Source organism: Mycobacterium haemophilum DSM 44634 (assembly GCF_000340435.2).
In the GTDB taxonomy this organism is placed as follows: domain Bacteria; phylum Actinomycetota; class Actinomycetes; order Mycobacteriales; family Mycobacteriaceae; genus Mycobacterium; species Mycobacterium haemophilum.
Window position 1 is genome coordinate 2,571,379 of sequence record NZ_CP011883.2, and the last position, 14,692, is coordinate 2,586,070.

14 protein-coding genes and 1 pseudogene are annotated in these 14,692 nt (G+C 65.0%); 5 read left to right on the top strand and 10 right to left on the bottom strand.

From position 1 onward, the window contains the following. Position 1: 1 nt before the first annotated feature. The 5 genes from B586_RS12055 to B586_RS12075 form a co-directional block, all read right to left on the bottom strand. Entirely contained in the window at positions 2 to 730 is a 729-nt protein-coding gene (locus B586_RS12055; RefSeq protein WP_047314709.1) for a lysophospholipid acyltransferase family protein, read from the bottom strand. Positions 731 to 815: 85 nt separating this feature from the next. Next, positions 816 to 1,208, bottom strand: coding sequence for a hypothetical protein (locus B586_RS12060; protein WP_047314759.1), 393 nt, complete (start codon positions 1,206 to 1,208; stop codon positions 816 to 818). Next, positions 1,205 to 2,452: an ArsA family ATPase gene (locus tag B586_RS12065; protein WP_082129520.1), complete on the bottom strand. Its 1,248-nt coding sequence runs from the start codon at positions 2,450 to 2,452 to the stop codon at positions 1,205 to 1,207. The genes B586_RS12060 and B586_RS12065 overlap by 4 nt, the downstream gene beginning before the upstream one ends. A gap of 16 nt (positions 2,453 to 2,468) precedes the next feature. Continuing rightward, a complete protein-coding gene (locus B586_RS12070; protein WP_047314708.1) occupies positions 2,469 to 2,906 on the bottom strand; it encodes an SRPBCC family protein in 438 nt (145 codons plus the stop codon). A 116-nt stretch (positions 2,907 to 3,022) separates the two neighbouring features. Continuing rightward, on the bottom strand, positions 3,023 to 3,430 hold the full coding sequence (locus B586_RS12075) for a hypothetical protein (RefSeq protein ID WP_054879832.1): 408 nt from the start codon (positions 3,428 to 3,430) through the stop codon (positions 3,023 to 3,025). 178 nt (positions 3,431 to 3,608) lie between these two features. Between B586_RS12075 and B586_RS12080 the strand changes: the two genes are divergently transcribed. Continuing rightward, positions 3,609 to 5,411 carry an AMP-dependent synthetase/ligase gene (locus B586_RS12080; protein ID WP_054879831.1) on the top strand — a complete coding sequence of 601 codons (1,803 nt, stop codon included), beginning with the start codon at positions 3,609 to 3,611 and terminating at the stop codon, positions 5,409 to 5,411. Here B586_RS12080 and pimB read toward each other — a convergent pair. From pimB to trpD, 5 genes and pseudogenes are all read right to left on the bottom strand, one after another. Then, positions 5,408 to 6,574: a GDP-mannose-dependent alpha-(1-6)-phosphatidylinositol monomannoside mannosyltransferase gene (pimB, locus tag B586_RS12085; RefSeq protein WP_054879830.1), complete on the bottom strand. Its 1,167-nt coding sequence runs from the start codon at positions 6,572 to 6,574 to the stop codon at positions 5,408 to 5,410. The genes B586_RS12080 and pimB overlap by 4 nt on opposite strands. Before the next feature lie 36 nt (positions 6,575 to 6,610). Beyond that, positions 6,611 to 7,405, bottom strand: a complete 795-nt coding sequence (locus tag B586_RS12090; protein ID WP_054879829.1) for a DUF4157 domain-containing protein — start codon at positions 7,403 to 7,405, stop codon at positions 6,611 to 6,613. A gap of 49 nt (positions 7,406 to 7,454) precedes the next feature. Next, positions 7,455 to 8,638 (bottom strand): annotated as a pseudogene (gene ripC / locus B586_RS12095) (peptidoglycan hydrolase RipC). A gap of 184 nt (positions 8,639 to 8,822) precedes the next feature. Further along, positions 8,823 to 9,077, bottom strand: coding sequence for a hypothetical protein (locus B586_RS12100; protein WP_047314702.1), 255 nt, complete (start codon positions 9,075 to 9,077; stop codon positions 8,823 to 8,825). 121 nt (positions 9,078 to 9,198) lie between these two features. Beyond that, complete coding sequence (trpD, locus tag B586_RS12105) at positions 9,199 to 10,248, bottom strand: anthranilate phosphoribosyltransferase (RefSeq protein WP_276011719.1); 1,050 nt, start codon at positions 10,246 to 10,248, stop codon at positions 9,199 to 9,201. Positions 10,249 to 10,384: 136 nt separating this feature from the next. Between trpD and ctaE the strand changes: the two genes are divergently transcribed. From ctaE to qcrB, 4 genes are read left to right on the top strand one after another with little or no spacing between them, the layout of a single operon-like run. Beyond that, positions 10,385 to 10,996, top strand: coding sequence for an aa3-type cytochrome oxidase subunit III (ctaE, locus tag B586_RS12110; protein ID WP_047314700.1), 612 nt, complete (start codon positions 10,385 to 10,387; stop codon positions 10,994 to 10,996). 11 nt (positions 10,997 to 11,007) lie between these two features. Continuing rightward, positions 11,008 to 11,853, top strand: a complete 846-nt coding sequence (gene qcrC / locus B586_RS12115; RefSeq protein ID WP_156166438.1) for a cytochrome bc1 complex diheme cytochrome c subunit — start codon at positions 11,008 to 11,010, stop codon at positions 11,851 to 11,853. Beyond that, complete coding sequence (qcrA, locus tag B586_RS12120) at positions 11,850 to 13,034, top strand: cytochrome bc1 complex Rieske iron-sulfur subunit (protein WP_047314698.1); 1,185 nt, start codon at positions 11,850 to 11,852, stop codon at positions 13,032 to 13,034. The genes qcrC and qcrA overlap by 4 nt, the downstream gene beginning before the upstream one ends. Beyond that, positions 13,031 to 14,686 (top strand): cytochrome bc1 complex cytochrome b subunit, encoded by a 1,656-nt coding sequence (qcrB, locus tag B586_RS12125; protein ID WP_054879828.1) that lies wholly within the window; start codon positions 13,031 to 13,033, stop codon positions 14,684 to 14,686. The genes qcrA and qcrB overlap by 4 nt, the downstream gene beginning before the upstream one ends. The last annotated feature ends 6 nt before the right edge of the window (positions 14,687 to 14,692 follow it).

The following is a 14,692-nucleotide window of genomic DNA, read 5'->3' on the forward strand; positions in this document are numbered from 1 at the left end:
GTTATCCCACCGCGGTCTCGGGTATGCGCACGGCCTCGTTGATCGATCCGGCGCCGTTGCTGCGGCCCTTCACACTGGCGGCGTAAATGTCGACGTACTCCTGACCGGACAGCCCCATCAGCTCGTAGATCACTTCGTCGGTGACGGCCCGCTCGATGACGCGGTTGCCAGCCAATCCTTCGAAACGTGAGAAATCCATCGGCTTGCCAAAACGGACGGTGACCCGTCCAAATCGCCACATCTTGCTGCCCGGCGGATTGACGACGTTGGTGCCGATCATCGCCACCGGTATCACCGGAACCCCGGTCTGCAAAGTCAGCCGAGCCAACCCGGTCTTGCCTTTATACAGTCGACCGTCGGGCGAACGGGTGCCCTCGGGGTACATACCGAGCAACTTGCCATGGCTCAGCAGCCGCTTGGCGGTGTTCAACGCGGCTTCGGCGGTGTCGGCGTCGGTGCGGTCGATGGGCACTTGGCCGGTGGTGCGGTAGAACCAGCTGGTGAGCCAGCCTTTCAAGCCGGCGCCGGTGAAGTACTCCGATTTCGCCAGGAAGGTGATCCGACGGCGGACCACAAGCGGCAGATAGAAACTGTCCGCCACCGCGAGATGATTACTGGCCAGGATCGCCGGCCCAGAATTCGGGACGTATTCCAGGCCTTCGACTTTCGGTCGACCGAGCACGGAAAGCACGGGGCCCATGAAGATGTACTTGAACAGCCAGTACCACATGGCCCTCCCTCTCCCCCGAACCGGATGGTGTTCTGCGCCAACTGTACCGACCCATGACGGGCGGGACCACTTCCCGCTCCGCCGATCAGTCTTCGACACTAACGGGGATGGGCTGGTAACGCGTCTTCACGGTGCCATTGCCTGCGGTGGTCTGAGCTGGCGTCTCGGTGGCCAGGCCTCCGCCGGGCGGGCCGTCCGGCGGAGTCTTATCCGACCGCTCGATGCCGTCGACGATGGCGCGGATCACATCCAGTAGAGCGACGCTGTGGTCCGCGATGATAGTCAGCAACGGATGCTGCTCACCAGTGACCACCGCGGCCAGTGCGCATACCGGGCACCACGCCTGCTGGCATTTGCCGGCGCCGTTAGCGCCCGCCGCCAGCGCCGCCGCGGACCGCACCGCGGGGTCGATCCCGTCCAGGATCACCTGGGCAAGCTTGCGCAGCTCCGGACCAATGTCGGCGTGACCCCCACTCATGTCGGCCACACCTCCGGATCCGGTCGAAAACGAACTGTTAGCTCACTGCCCCGCAGCTGTGCGTCCAGCACCGTGCACCGGCGCAGGACGGAGGCCAACCGAACTCTGCGCCGCAACCCGCCGGCACTGATGATCAAGTCGTCGTCGACCCGACCCAGGGTCAGCGCTGCGGGATCGAGTTGGGGCAACGCTAGTCGTAATCGGTAGACAGACTCCAGTCCCGATCCGGATTCCAGGTCGACGAGAGGACGTAACGGACCCGGCGGCGCGGGTCCGCGCCGACGATGGGCAACGTCCAGCAGCGCGGCCAGCGCCTTGGGGCCGATCGGTTCTCCGGACAAGTGCGGAGTCATGACCAGCGCTACGTCACCGATGGTGGCGTCGAGTTCGTCGAGGACGGCGCGTTGCTCACCGATGCGTTCGGCATACCAGGCGAACGCCGGGTGATCAGGCAGGCTTCGGTACTCGTACGACTCATCTCGCACCAGCACCTGATTGACGATCAGCTCCTCGACCCGTACGCCCATCAGCGCCAACGAACCCAGCGTCCGAACCGCCTCAGCCGCGACCACCCGCTCTGGGGTCAGTACTAGGTGCGCACTGACCAACGAACCGTCAGTCAGCAATGCCCCGAGCCGCTCAACGCTGGCGCTGATGCGCTCGAGCAACTCCACCACCGCCGCCGATGGAGCGTCGCCGGCAGCGATGGACAGCCTGCGGTGGCGTGGCCACGCACGCTCCACATAGAGGCCAAACGTGGAGGGCAGGGTCAACATTCGCAACGCATCTGCGGTCGAGGCGCAGTCGACCACAATGCGATCCCATCGGCCAGCTGCCGCGAGCTCGCCGACCGCGTGCAGACCAAGCACCTCCTGGATACCCGGCAACGCTGAAAGTTCTTCGGGGGCAATACTGCTCAACTCGGACTCGGGAAATCGCCGGTCCAGGGCGTCGACCACATCCCGCCACCGGGCCTCGAGTAGTGCCAACGTGTCCAGCGCCAACGCGTCGAGAAAGCCGCCGCCCGCCGCTACGTCATAGCCGAGCACCCGAACCGGGTCGCCGTGACCGGTGGGCGCAACCGCGACGCCCAGCACATCGCCCAGCGAATGCGCCTGGTCGGTGGAGACCACCAACACCCGCCGCCCCTCGCCCGCGTCACGTACCGCTGTGGCGGCAGCCAGGGTGGACTTTCCTACCCCGCCTTTGCCAACGAAAAGACTGATCCGGGCCGGGGCCGGCACCCGGAATTCACTGGAGTCACTCAGCCTCGACTCGTTTCTTCAGGTCCTTCAACGCCCCATCGATCAACCTGCGTTCCGCCTTGCGCTTGAGCATACCGATCATCGGGATGGCAAGGTCGACCGCAAGCTCGTAGGTGACCTCAGTGCCAGACCCCTTGGGCGCCAAGCGATACGAGCCTTCGAGGGACTTCAGCAGCGAGCTCGATTCGAGAATCCAGCTAACCGATCGGTGGTCCGCCGGCCAGTCGTAGGACATGATCAAGGTGTCTTTGAAAATCGTTGCGTCCATCAACATTCGCGCCCGTTTCGGGTAACCCTCGTCGTCGGCCTCTAAAACTTCGACTTCCTTGTACTCCGAAATCCATTGCGGGTAGGACTCGATGTCGGCGATCGTCTTCATCACCTCACCTGGATTCGCATCGATGTAGAACGTTTGCGTCGTTTTGTCCGCCACCTGGCTAGTCCCTTCCAGTTCCCTTCCCGCAAAGCGGGTCGACCGCGGCCATCTGCGAGAGTCCCTCTCGATCCCCCGGCAGAAACGGTACTCTCTCGAGCCAACCTTGATCGGAGTTAAATTACCGGAGAAACCCCGATGGGGCGCGACCGTTCCAGTGTCGTTTTCACTTCAAAGGCCATTGCCTTGCCTGCCACGCGGCGGCGGTGCGTCACTTTGGCCATGTTCATCTTGGCCAACTGCCAGGCCGCCACGCCGGCCGGCTCGGCATGCAGGAAATAGTGCAGCACCACCCCGTCCAGCCCCTCCGTTAAGGGTTCCAGCCAGATCTCCATGGTGCCGGTCAGGGCGCCCGTCACCGCCCACCGGATGCCCTTGTCCGCCCGGTCCTCGACGACCTGCAGCCGCAGATCAGGCCACCACCGCTGCCAGCTCGACCGATCGGCGACCGCGGCACCTACTAGTGCGCCGTCGGCAGCAACATACGTCTCGTCCGCGATCTGAATGCTGTTCGTGGAGTTCATGGGCCTCAGCTTCACACACGCACCTGAGGGGCCTAAAGGGGTAGGCACCGGGGCGAGCCGGCGGCCAAGCCGGGGTGGTACCCTGGCCGACCGCCTCCATCCGCTATGAACGCTGGGCTAGGCTGTGCCACAGCAAGCCGGCCCCGGAAACGTCTCAAGGTCAAGCGAGGTCAACAGAGTGCGTGAGTCCAGCGTCCCAACCCGATTTTCCGTCGGCGAGCACGACAACATCGCGGCCGTGGTCTTCGAGCACGAGCGCGATGATCCCGACTTGGTCGTTTACCAACGCCAGATCGACGGCGTCTGGACCGACGTCACATGCGCCGAAGCGGCCAGCCAAATTCGCTCCGCGGCACTTGGTTTGATCGCGCTGGGGGTGCAAGCAGGCGACCGGGTGTCCATCTTTTCGGCCACCCGCTTCGAGTGGGCGATCCTCGACCTGGCGATCTTGTCCGTGGGCGCGATGACCGTGCCGATCTACGAGACCTCGTCGGCCGAGCAGGTGCGCTGGGTGCTGCAGGACTCAGACGCGGTGTTGGTGTTCGCGGAGACCGACGCGCACGCGGCGATGGTCAATCAGCTCGCCGGCGAACTGCCCGCCCTGCGTCAGGTGCTGCAGATCGACGGCGCGGGTGCCAAGGCGCTTGACCAACTCGCTGAAGCCGGCGCATCGGTCGACGCGGCTCAGCTGACAAGCCGGCTCGAGGCGCTACGGGCTCAGGACCCGGCGACACTTATCTATACGTCGGGCACCACCGGTCGCCCCAAAGGTTGTCAACTCACGCACTCCAACCTGCTCTACGAGGTCCGGGGCGCCAAGGAATGCCTCCCGACGTTGTTGCAGCCGGGTCAGCGGCTGCTGGTTTTCCTGCCACTGGCGCACGTGCTGGCCCGAGCTCTCACCTTGGCTGCCCTCACCTACAAGATGACCGTCGGGTTCACCAGCGACATCAAGAATCTGCTGCCGCTGTTGGCGGTGTTTAAGCCGACCGTGGTGGTGTCGGTGCCGCGGGTGTTCGAGAAGGTGTACAACACCGCTGAGCAAAACGCGGCCAACGACGGCAAAGGTCGAATCTTCGCGATAGCCGCACAGACGGCAGTCGACTGGAGCGAGGCCTCCGACCGCGGCGGCCCGGGGCTGCTGCTGCGCGCCAAGCACGCGGTGTTCGACCGGCTGGTCTACCACAAGCTGCGCGCGGCACTGGGCGGCGACTGCCACGCGTCGGTGTCGGGCGGCGCACCCCTGGGCGCGCGGCTGGGCCACTTCTACCGTGGGGTGGGCCTCACCATCCACGAGGGCTACGGGCTGACCGAGACCAGTGCGGCCATCACGCTTAACCAGGTCGGCGACGTGAAGGTCGGGACCGTTGGAAAGCTGCTGCCGGGTAACAGTATGCGCATCGCAGACGACGGCGAGCTGTTGGTACGCGGCGGTGTGGTGTTCAGCGGCTATTGGCGCAACGAACAAGCGACCGCCGAGGCATTTACCGAAGGCTGGTTTAAGACAGGCGATCTCGGTGCGGTCGACGAAGACGGCTTCTTGACCATCACCGGCCGCAAGAAGGAGATCATCGTCACCGCCGGCGGTAAGAATGTTGCCCCAGCGGTATTAGAGGATCAGCTGCGGGCTCACCCGCTGATCAGCCAGGCGATGGTCGTCGGGGACGCCAGGCCGTTCGTCGGTGCGCTGATCACCATCGACCCCGAGGCCTTCGATGGTTGGAAGCAGCGCAACAGTAAGGCCGCTGACGCAGCGGTAGCCGATCTGACCACCGACCCCGACTTGGCGGCCGAGGTGGACGCGGCCGTCAAACAGGCCAACCTCTCGGTGTCCCATGCTGAGTCGATCCGCAAATTCCGCATTTTGCCGGTTGATTTCACCGAGCAGACCGGTGAACTGACGCCGACGATGAAGGTGAAACGCAACGTGGTCGCCCAGAAGTTCGCCTCCGACATTGAGGCGATCTACGAGAAGGATTAGCGGCTGTCGTTGCCGCGCAACAGATCCGCCAGCCGAGCTGCCAGCGTATCCCAGCGCCACTCGGCCGTCACCCATTGCCGCCCGGCGGCGCCCATCGCGGCGGCCCGGTCACGATCGGTCAGCAACTCGGTGACCGCGTCGGCCACCATAGTCACCGACCTGCCGTCAACCACCAGTCCAGTCTTGTTGTGCCGCACAGCTTCCGGGGCTCCGCCGGATTTTCCGGCGATTACCGGCACGCCGGTAGCCGAGGCCTCCAGGAACACGATGCCCAAACCCTCGACGTCCATACCCCCGCCGCGGGTGCGGCAGGGCATTGCGAATACGTCAGCCAGCGTGTGATGAGCGGGTAGTTCGGCGGCCGCCACGCCCCCGGTGAATATCACGTGGTCGGCCACTCCACAACCTTGAGCCAACTTCCGCAGCGCTTCGAGATACGGGCCGCCCCCGACGATCACCAGCGCTGCGCCGTCGACCCGCTGCCGGATCGACGGTAATGCCCTGATCAACATGTCCTGGCCTTTGCGCGGCACCAGCCGCGACAGGCACACGACGGTGGGCCGCTCGCCCAACCGGTAGCGGTCACGTAGCTCGGCTCGGCTCGCCGGATCGGGCCGGAACCGGTCGGTGTCCACCCCCGGCGGGAGGTATTCCAACGCGGCCCTGGGCCCGAAGGCTGGCGCGAAACGCGATCGCGTGTAGCGGCTGACGAAGGTTACGACGTCGGCGCCGTCGCCGATGCGACGCAGCACCGAGCGTGCAGCCGGAAGCATTGACCAGCCCACTTCGTGGCCGTGGGTGCTGGCCAGCACCCGAGTAGCTCCCGCCTTTCGGGCACGCGGCGCCAGCAGGGCCAGCGGCGCTGCCGCGCCGAACCAGACAGTGTCGATGCCATGGTCAGCGATCAGCCGGCGCATCCGGGCATCGACCGTGGGGCCGGGCAGCATCAGCGTGCCCGGATGGCGCACTACCCGATAGCCGCCATCGTGGGCAGCGTCGTCAAAGGTGTCGGCACCTTTCCAGTGCGGCGCGTACACCATCACGTCATGCGACCCGACTCCGGAATCAGCTTGGATCAGACGGCCAACGTATTCCCCAAGATAGGACTGGATGCCGCCACGTCGGGGCGGAAAGTCGTTGGTTACCAGCAGGACCCGGCTCACCTGCGCCAGGCTAGCCTGACCGAGATGCGGCCCGCCTCAGCGGGTCAGCCAGTGCTGCCAGTTCGCGAGCAAGGCGGCCGAATCGGTGCCCAGGACCTCGCGGGCGGCGACGAGCGGGTCGGCGTGTCCGACACCACACGCGGCCAGGTAGAACGCACGTAGCTTCGCCGTCCCGAAGGTATCGGCGACGAACCGAGCGAACCACCACGCGCGGTCATAAGCCGACGCCCGCTGGCGCCCAGGTGTGTCCAGGTCGGTGTCCGACGGCAGCATCTGGGCCGCCGAGCGTGCGTCTGCAGACTCTAGAATGTGGGGGGCGTAAGGCCGAGCGACGAAATCTGCCACCCCTTCGGTCAACCATCGAGGTGCATCCGTTGCGGTGTCGGTGCGCGCGGCGTAGTGAAAAAGCTCGTGGGCTAACACTATTCGTAGTGCCGGATCAGATATGTTGGCCGCGCCCGGCGCGAACACGATCCGTTGGCCGACAGCCACCCGGCGAGCCGGGTCGACGCGTTCGACGACCGTCACCGCCGCGATATCAACCCACTGCGATGCCGGGCCCCCGCCGGCCGCTGCGCGGAACTGTTCGTCCGTGGCGGCGGCCAGCACCGAGATGTCGGGCGACCAGTCCACTCCCCAGAAGGCTTCCACTGCGTCGACCGCGACGCCGATGTTTGCCGCAACACGAGACAGCAGTCGATCGGTTGCCGGGCCGCTAACGCCGAGCAGCGTGACAGTGCGGTCGCCGACGACCAATGACCTTGCCGGCGCCGTTACCTGGCTGCGAGCGGACGCGCCAATCAGCTCAATGACAAAGACGCAGGCCAGCAGGATCGGCAGCCACCGGCGCTGGCGGCAACATGACCTCAGTCCGAGGCGTTTAGTAGCGGCGGGCGTCGTAGATCGGGCCGGACGAGTTCATCGGCACCACCCGCACCGGCACACCGTAGGTGGAGGAATGGACCATCATGCCGTCACCGATGTAGATGCCGGCATGCGACGCGTCCGAATAGAAGGTCAGCACATCACCGGGCTGCAGGTCCGACAGCGACACCGGCTGACCGCCGCGGGCCAGGGCTTGGCTGGAGTGCGGCAGCGCAATACCGGCCTGCTGGTACGCCCACATCACCAATCCGGAGCAGTCGAATCCACCGGGTGCCGCGCCACCCCAGACATAGGGACTTCCGATCTGGGTCAGCGCCGCCTGCACAACAGCCGCGCGGTCGCCGCCGCCTGCGGGAGGGGCTGGGGCGACCCCGGGCAATCCGCCGAGGGTTGCGGCATCAGCTGGCGGTGGCCCGCCGGCTGGTGGAGCACCGGGCGGGCCGCATCCGGCGCGGGTGCACCGGGCGGCGCCGCGTCCGGCGGCGGCGCACCGGGCAGCGCCGCCCCCGCCGGGACCGGCCCGGGCTCGGCGAGCGTAGTGCGTTGCCCAGGCGACAACGAGAGGTACTGCGATTTGACGACCGCGATCTGCACCTGTAACTGACTTTGCTTGGACTGCAGGCCCGCCCGTACCGCGGCCGCCTGGTCGGCGGCGTGCTTGGCGTCAGCGGCGGACTTGGCGGATGCCTGCTCAGCCTTGACGGCCTGTTCCCCGGCAGCCCGGTAACTGGCCATCTGTGTGGCCATTTGAGCTGCTAGCACTCGCTGCAGGGCCAACTTGTCGATCAGTTGCTGCGGTGAGTCCGCTGTCAATATCGCGGTCATGCCGTTGATGTGACCACCCATATAGGTAGCGGCGGCAAGTTTGTTGACCGCAGCCTGGAACGTGGCCAGGCGCGCCTTGGCGTCCGCCAGAGCAGCCTGGTCGTCCGTGTGCTTCTTGTCTGCCGCCTGCTGAGCTGCCAGCTTGTTGCTCAGGTCAAGTTGCGCGCTGTGCATCGCTTCGGTGGTCTGCTCAGCTTGGCGGGATAGCTCGTTGAGTTTTGCCAGCGCGTCCTCGGCAGGGTCGGCCGCCGCGGTGGCGGCAAGGACGCTAGATAACACGGTGACCCCTGCTAGCGTTCCGACGACAGATCGCGAAATCAGGCGCACGACCGGATGCTTGCGGCCAAGTCTCAAAGTTTTTTTCCTTAAACTGCCAAAGGCGCTTGGCCGTTGAGCGGGCTTTAGGTCTCAAATAGGTTACGAAACGATATCGACGTTGTCCAAATGGGATCGCTAAGAAAATAGAAAGATTTCAGTCACCCGCTTGAGAGCGTCACACCGGAACCGGCGACCCAGGGGTTTTGGCAGGCCTGGGCACTCAAGCGACCCCGAACCCGCGATTGCCGCGGATCGGCACCAGACGCAACCGGGGCGCCAATCCGACGTCGGCGAGCACTTCCAAAGCGGCACGCTCATCCTGCAACAAGGTCTCCGGTACCCCCAGTAACACGCTGATGACACAGTCGCGGCATCCCGGGCCACGCACCGCGCAGTCGTCACAGTCGATAACCACCGACCCCCCCGGCTCGGGCGCCGCAACGCCTTGGCCATCGGATCCGCTGCTTTGTGCCATCAGGGTGAGTCCTCTCGGGTCGGGGTCGGGTCGGGTCGGTCAGGCTGACTAAGTCGAGCTGTCCGCACGCTAACCGCCGGCACCGACATCTCTTCGCTGCCGGGCATCACGAGAGTGGGATTTAGGCCTGCTGGCTAAACCGCACCCAACGCGCGAGGAGCTGTTCGGCGGCGCCCGAGTCGATGGCTGCGCCGGCGCGCGCCAACCCGTCGTCCCAGGCGGGCAACCATTCAGCGCGGCTGGATAGCCCCGCATGGGCGACGATCGCACCGGCAGCGTTGAGCACAACGGCGTCCCGGATCGGGCCCTTGGCCCCAGCCAGTACCGCACGCACCTTCGCCGCGTTGGCTTGCGCGTCACCGCCCAACAGCTCGTCGAGGTCGGCACGCGCAAACCCGAATCCGGCGGGATCAAAAGTCAGCTTGTCCACCGTGCCCGCCTGCACACGCCAGATCGTGCTGGTAGTGGTGGTGGTCAATTCGTCGAGCCCGTCGTCGCCGTGCACCACCAGCACGCTGGAACGGCGCGCGGCGAACACCCCCGCCATCACCTCAGCGAGATTGCCGAACGCGCAGCCAATCAATCCCGCCCGCGGCCAGGCCGGATTGGTCAGCGGCCCGAGGATGTTGAACACCGTCGGCACCCCGATCTCACGGCGCACCACAGATGCATGCCGATACGACGGATGGAATAGCGGCGCGAAGCAGAACCCGATCCCGACTTCGGCGAGGCTACGCGCGACCTGTTCGGGTCCAAGGTCGATACGCACCCCCAGCGCTTCCAGGGTGTCGGCGCCGCCGGACAGCGAGGACGAGGCCCGGTTGCCGTGTTTGACCACCGGTATGCCTGCGGCCGCAACCACGATCGCGGCCATCGTGGACAGGTTGACCGTGTTCGCGCCATCCCCCCCAGTCCCGACGATATCGACGGTGTCCCCGATATCTCGGCGGATCGCGTCGGTGGGCATCTGACGCGCATGGCTAAGCATGACGTCCGCCAGCTCGCTGACTTCAGCCGCGGTGGGAACCTTCATCTTCATCGCCACCGCGAACGCGGCGATCTGAGCCGGCCGCGCGTTCCCCGTCATAACCTGGTCCATCGCCCAGGCAGCCTGGCCCCGCGCGAGGTTCTGCCCTGCCGTCAACCGCCCCAGGACCTGTGGCCACGACATCACCGATCCGGCGGCGCCGCGAGCAGCAGGCGGTTGCGATGACAAAGCCACCGGCCGATGGTCCCACGAGGACCAACCGCCCGAAATCTCTGACCCGGGTAGAGTTCGACAACTACAAAGCGTCATACTTGCGGATGTGACGAGCGCTGTGGGCACCTCGGGTACTGCAATTACGTCGCGGGTGCATTCGCTGAATCGGCCCAACATGGTCAGTGTCGGCACCATAGTCTGGCTTTCCAGTGAGCTGATGTTCTTTGCTGGGCTGTTCGCGATGTACTTCACTGCGCGTGCTCAGGCCGGCGGGAAGTGGCCGCCGCCGCCGACCGAACTGAATCTCTACCAAGCCGTCCCGGTGACGCTGGTGCTCATCGCGTCGTCGTTCACCTGCCAGATGGGAGTGTTCGCGGCTGAGCGCGGTGACGTCTTCGGACTGCGCCGCTGGTATGTGATCACCTTCTTGATGGGCCTGTTTTTCGTCCTCGGCCAGGGCTACGAGTACTACCACTTGATGACTCATGGCACCACCATCCCCAGTAGCGCGTACGGCAGTGTGTTCTATCTGGCCACCGGCTTCCACGGGCTGCACGTCACTGGCGGCCTGATCGCCTTCATTTTCCTGCTGGCCCGCACCGCGATGAGCAAGTTCACACCGGCGCAGGCGACCGCCAGCATCGTCGTCTCCTATTACTGGCATTTCGTCGACATCGTGTGGATCGCGCTGTTCACCGTGATCTATTTCATCCGATGAGCCGGCGCTGGATGAACAGGAGTGCTCGGTTGAAGAAACTGGGGTCTAACCGGTCTGATCGCGCGCGTCGGCGCCTGCGGCGCCGATTGTCGGGAGGCCTGCTGCTGTTGATCGCGCTGACCGTTTCTGGGGGACTGGCGGCGGTCCTGACTCCCACCCCGCAGGTCGCGGTGGCCGACGAGTCGTCCTCGGCGCTGCTGCGTACCGGCAAGCAGCTGTTCGACACCTCCTGCGTGTCGTGCCACGGCGCCAACCTTCAAGGCGTGCCCGACCACGGACCGAGCCTGATTGGCGTCGGCGAAGCGGCCGTCTACTTCCAGGTATCGACCGGTCGGATGCCCGCCATGCGCGGTGAGGCGCAGGCGGCGCGTAAAGATCCCATCTTCGACGAGTCACAAGTCGACGCGATCGGCGCCTACGTGCAGGCCAACGGCGGTGGGCCGACCGTGGTGCGTAACCCCGACGGCAGCATTGCGATGCAGTCGCTGCGCGGTACCGACCTGGGCCGCGGCGGCGACTTGTTCCGACTCAACTGCGCGTCGTGCCACAACTTCACCGGAAAGGGTGGCGCGCTGTCGTCCGGTAAGTACGCGCCCGACCTTGGGCCCGCCAACGAACAGCAAATCCTCACCGCGATGCTGACCGGCCCGCAGAACATGCCCAAGTTCGCCGACCGCCAGCTTTCCTTCGAAGCGAAGAAGGACATCATCGGCTACGTGCGGACCGTCGTCGAAGAGCGTCAGCCGGGCGGCTACGGCCTCGGTGGCTTCGGCCCGGCACCGGAGGGCATGGCGATCTGGATCATCGGGATGGTCGCCGCCATCGGGCTGGCACTGTGGATTGGGGCACGAGCATGACCGCTAACGCGAAAGACGGCGCCGGCGTTTCCCGGGAACCCGACGAGGCAGCGTTGGGGGCAATGTCGCGCGAGGAACTGGTAGCCCTGGGCGGTCGGCTGGATGGTGTCGACACCGTCTACAAGGAGCCTCGTTGGACAGTCGAGGGTACCAAAGCGGAAAAACGCACCGAGCGAGGGATAGCCCTGTGGCTTTTGCTGGGTGGCGCGTTTGGCCTGGCGCTGCTACTGGTCTTCGTGTTCTGGCCGTGGGAGTACAAACCCAAGGAGGCCGAGGGCAGCTTCCTCTACACCATTGCCACCCCGTTGTATGGTCTGACCTTCGGTCTGTCCATCCTGGCGATCGCTATCGGCGCGGTGCAGTTTCAGAAGAGGTTCATCCCGGAAGAGATTTCGATCCAGGAACGCCATGACGGCGCGTCGCGCGAGATCGACCGCAAGACAGTCGTGGCGAACCTCACCGACGCTTTTGAGGGCTCGACGATCGGGCGGCGCAAGCTAGTCGGGCTGTCGTTGGGCGTGGGCTTGGGTGCTTTTGGCCTCGGCACCCTGGTGGCGTTTGCTGGTGGCCTCATCAAGAACCCATGGAAGCCGGTCGTGCCCACCGCGAATGGGATGAAGGCCGTGCTCTGGACATCTGGCTGGACCCCGCGCTACCACGGCGAGACGATCTATCTGGCCAGAGCTACCGGCTCGCACTCGGGAGCACCGTTTACCCGAATGCGTCCGGAAGACGTCGACGCCGGCGGGATGGAGACCGTCTTCCCGTGGCGCGAGTCCGACGGCGACGGCACCACCGCGGAATCACACGAGAAGCTGACCGCGATCAAGATGGGTATTCGCAACCCGGTAATGCTCATCCGCATCCGGCCCAGTGATATGCCTCGCGTGGTCAAACGCCGAGGTCAGGAGAGCTTCAACTTCGGCGAGTTTTTCGCCTTCACCAAGGTCTGCTCGCATTTGGGTTGCCCGTCCTCGCTATACGAACAGCAGTCCTACCGAATCCTGTGCCCTTGTCACCAGTCGCAGTTCGACGCGCTGCACTACGCCAAGCCGATATTCGGTCCGGCGGCACGCGCGTTGGCGCAACTGCCTATCACGATCGACACCGACGGGTATCTGGTTGCCAACGGTGACTTTGCCGAGCCCGTCGGACCAGCATTCTGGGAGCGCACCACATGAGTACCAAGATCGGTGATGTCCTAGCCCGCCAAGCCGAAGACATCGACACGCGGTATCACCCGTCGGCAGCGCTGCGCCGGCAGCTCAACAAGGTCTTCCCGACGCACTGGTCGTTCTTGCTCGGCGAGATCGCGTTGTACAGCTTCGTCGTGCTGCTGCTCACCGGTGTATGGCTGACGTTGTTCTTCGATCCGTCCATGACCGACGTCACCTACAACGGTGTCTACCAACCGTTGCGCGGGGTCGAGATGTCGCGCGCGTACCAGTCGGCGCTGGACATCTCCTTCGAAGTCCGGGGCGGCCTGTTCGTCCGGCAGATCCACCACTGGGCCGCGTTGATGTTCTCCGCGGCGATCATGGTGCACCTGGCGCGCATTTTCTTCACCGGCGCGTTCCGGCGACCCCGCGAGACCAACTGGGTGATCGGTTCGCTGCTGCTGATCCTGTCCATGTTTGAGGGCTACTTCGGCTACTCGCTGCCCGACGACCTGCTTTCGGGTATCGGCCTGCGGGCCGCGTTGTCGTCGATCACGCTGGGCATGCCGGTGATGGGGACCTGGCTGCACTGGGCGCTGTTCGGGGGCGATTTCCCCGGCAATATCTTGATCCCCCGGCTCTACGCACTGCACATCCTGTTGCTGCCGGGGATCATCCTCGCGCTGATCGGCCTGCATCTGGCGCTGGTGTGGTTCCAGAAGCACACCCAGTTCCCCGGGCCCGGCCGCACCGAGCACAACGTCGTCGGTGTGCGAGTAATGCCGGTGTTCGCGTTCAAGTCGGGCGCGTTTTTCGCCGCCATTGTTGGCGTGCTGGGTCTGATGGGCGGCCTGCTGCAGATCAACCCGATCTGGAACCTCGGTCCTTACAAGCCATCTCAGGTGTCGGCCGGCTCACAGCCAGACTTCTACATGATGTGGACCGAGGGCTTGGCCCGTATCTGGCCGGCTTGGGAGTTCTATTTCTGGCACCACACCATTCCCGCTCCGGTTTGGGTAGCGGTGATCATGGGCCTGGTTTTCGTCCTGCTGATCGCCTACCCGTTCCTAGAGAAGCGGTTCACCGGCGACTACGCCCACCACAACTTGCTGCAACGGCCGCGCGATGTCCCGGTGCGCACCTCGATCGGGGCCATGGCGATCGCTTTCTACATGGTGCTCACGCTCGCGGCGATGAACGACATCATCGCGTTGAAGTTCCACATCTCGCTCAACGCGACGACGTGGATCGGGCGCATTGGCATGGTGATACTTCCGCCGCTCATCTACTTCATCACCTATCGGTGGTGCATCGGGCTGCAGCGCAGCGACCGGGCGGTGCTCGAACATGGCATCGAGACCGGCATCATCAAGCGGCTACCGCACGGCGCCTACATCGAGCTGCACCAACCGCTCGGCCCGGTCGACGACCACGGCCACCCGATACCGCTCGAGTACCAGGGTGCTGCTGTTCCCAAGCGGATGAACAAGCTGGGCTCGGCGGGATCCCCCGGTAGCGGCAGCTTCTTGTTCGCGGACTCGGAGTCCGAAGATGCGGCACTGCGCGAGGCGACGCACGCCGCCGAGCAACGTGCACTGACCGCGTTGCGCGAACACCAGGACAGCCTGGGAAGCACTGTCGGTTCCCCGAACGGCGAGCGCGGCGAGCAAGGCTAATCCGCG

Coding starts and splice junctions, on each gene's coding strand:
- B586_RS12055 (WP_047314709.1), bottom strand. CDS start 730: ATGTGGTACTGGCTGTTCAAGTACATCTTCATGGGCCCCGTGCTTTCC.
- B586_RS12060 (WP_047314759.1), bottom strand. CDS start 1,208: ATGAGTGGGGGTCACGCCGACATTGGTCCGGAGCTGCGCAAGCTTGCC.
- qcrC (WP_156166438.1), top strand. CDS start 11,008: ATGAACAGGAGTGCTCGGTTGAAGAAACTGGGGTCTAACCGGTCTGAT.
- B586_RS12075 (WP_054879832.1), bottom strand. CDS start 3,430: ATGAACTCCACGAACAGCATTCAGATCGCGGACGAGACGTATGTTGCT.
- B586_RS12100 (WP_047314702.1), bottom strand. CDS start 9,077: ATGGCACAAAGCAGCGGATCCGATGGCCAAGGCGTTGCGGCGCCCGAG.
- qcrA (WP_047314698.1), top strand. CDS start 11,850: ATGACCGCTAACGCGAAAGACGGCGCCGGCGTTTCCCGGGAACCCGAC.
- qcrB (WP_054879828.1), top strand. CDS start 13,031: ATGAGTACCAAGATCGGTGATGTCCTAGCCCGCCAAGCCGAAGACATC.
- trpD (WP_276011719.1), bottom strand. CDS start 10,248: ATGTCGTGGCCACAGGTCCTGGGGCGGTTGACGGCAGGGCAGAACCTC.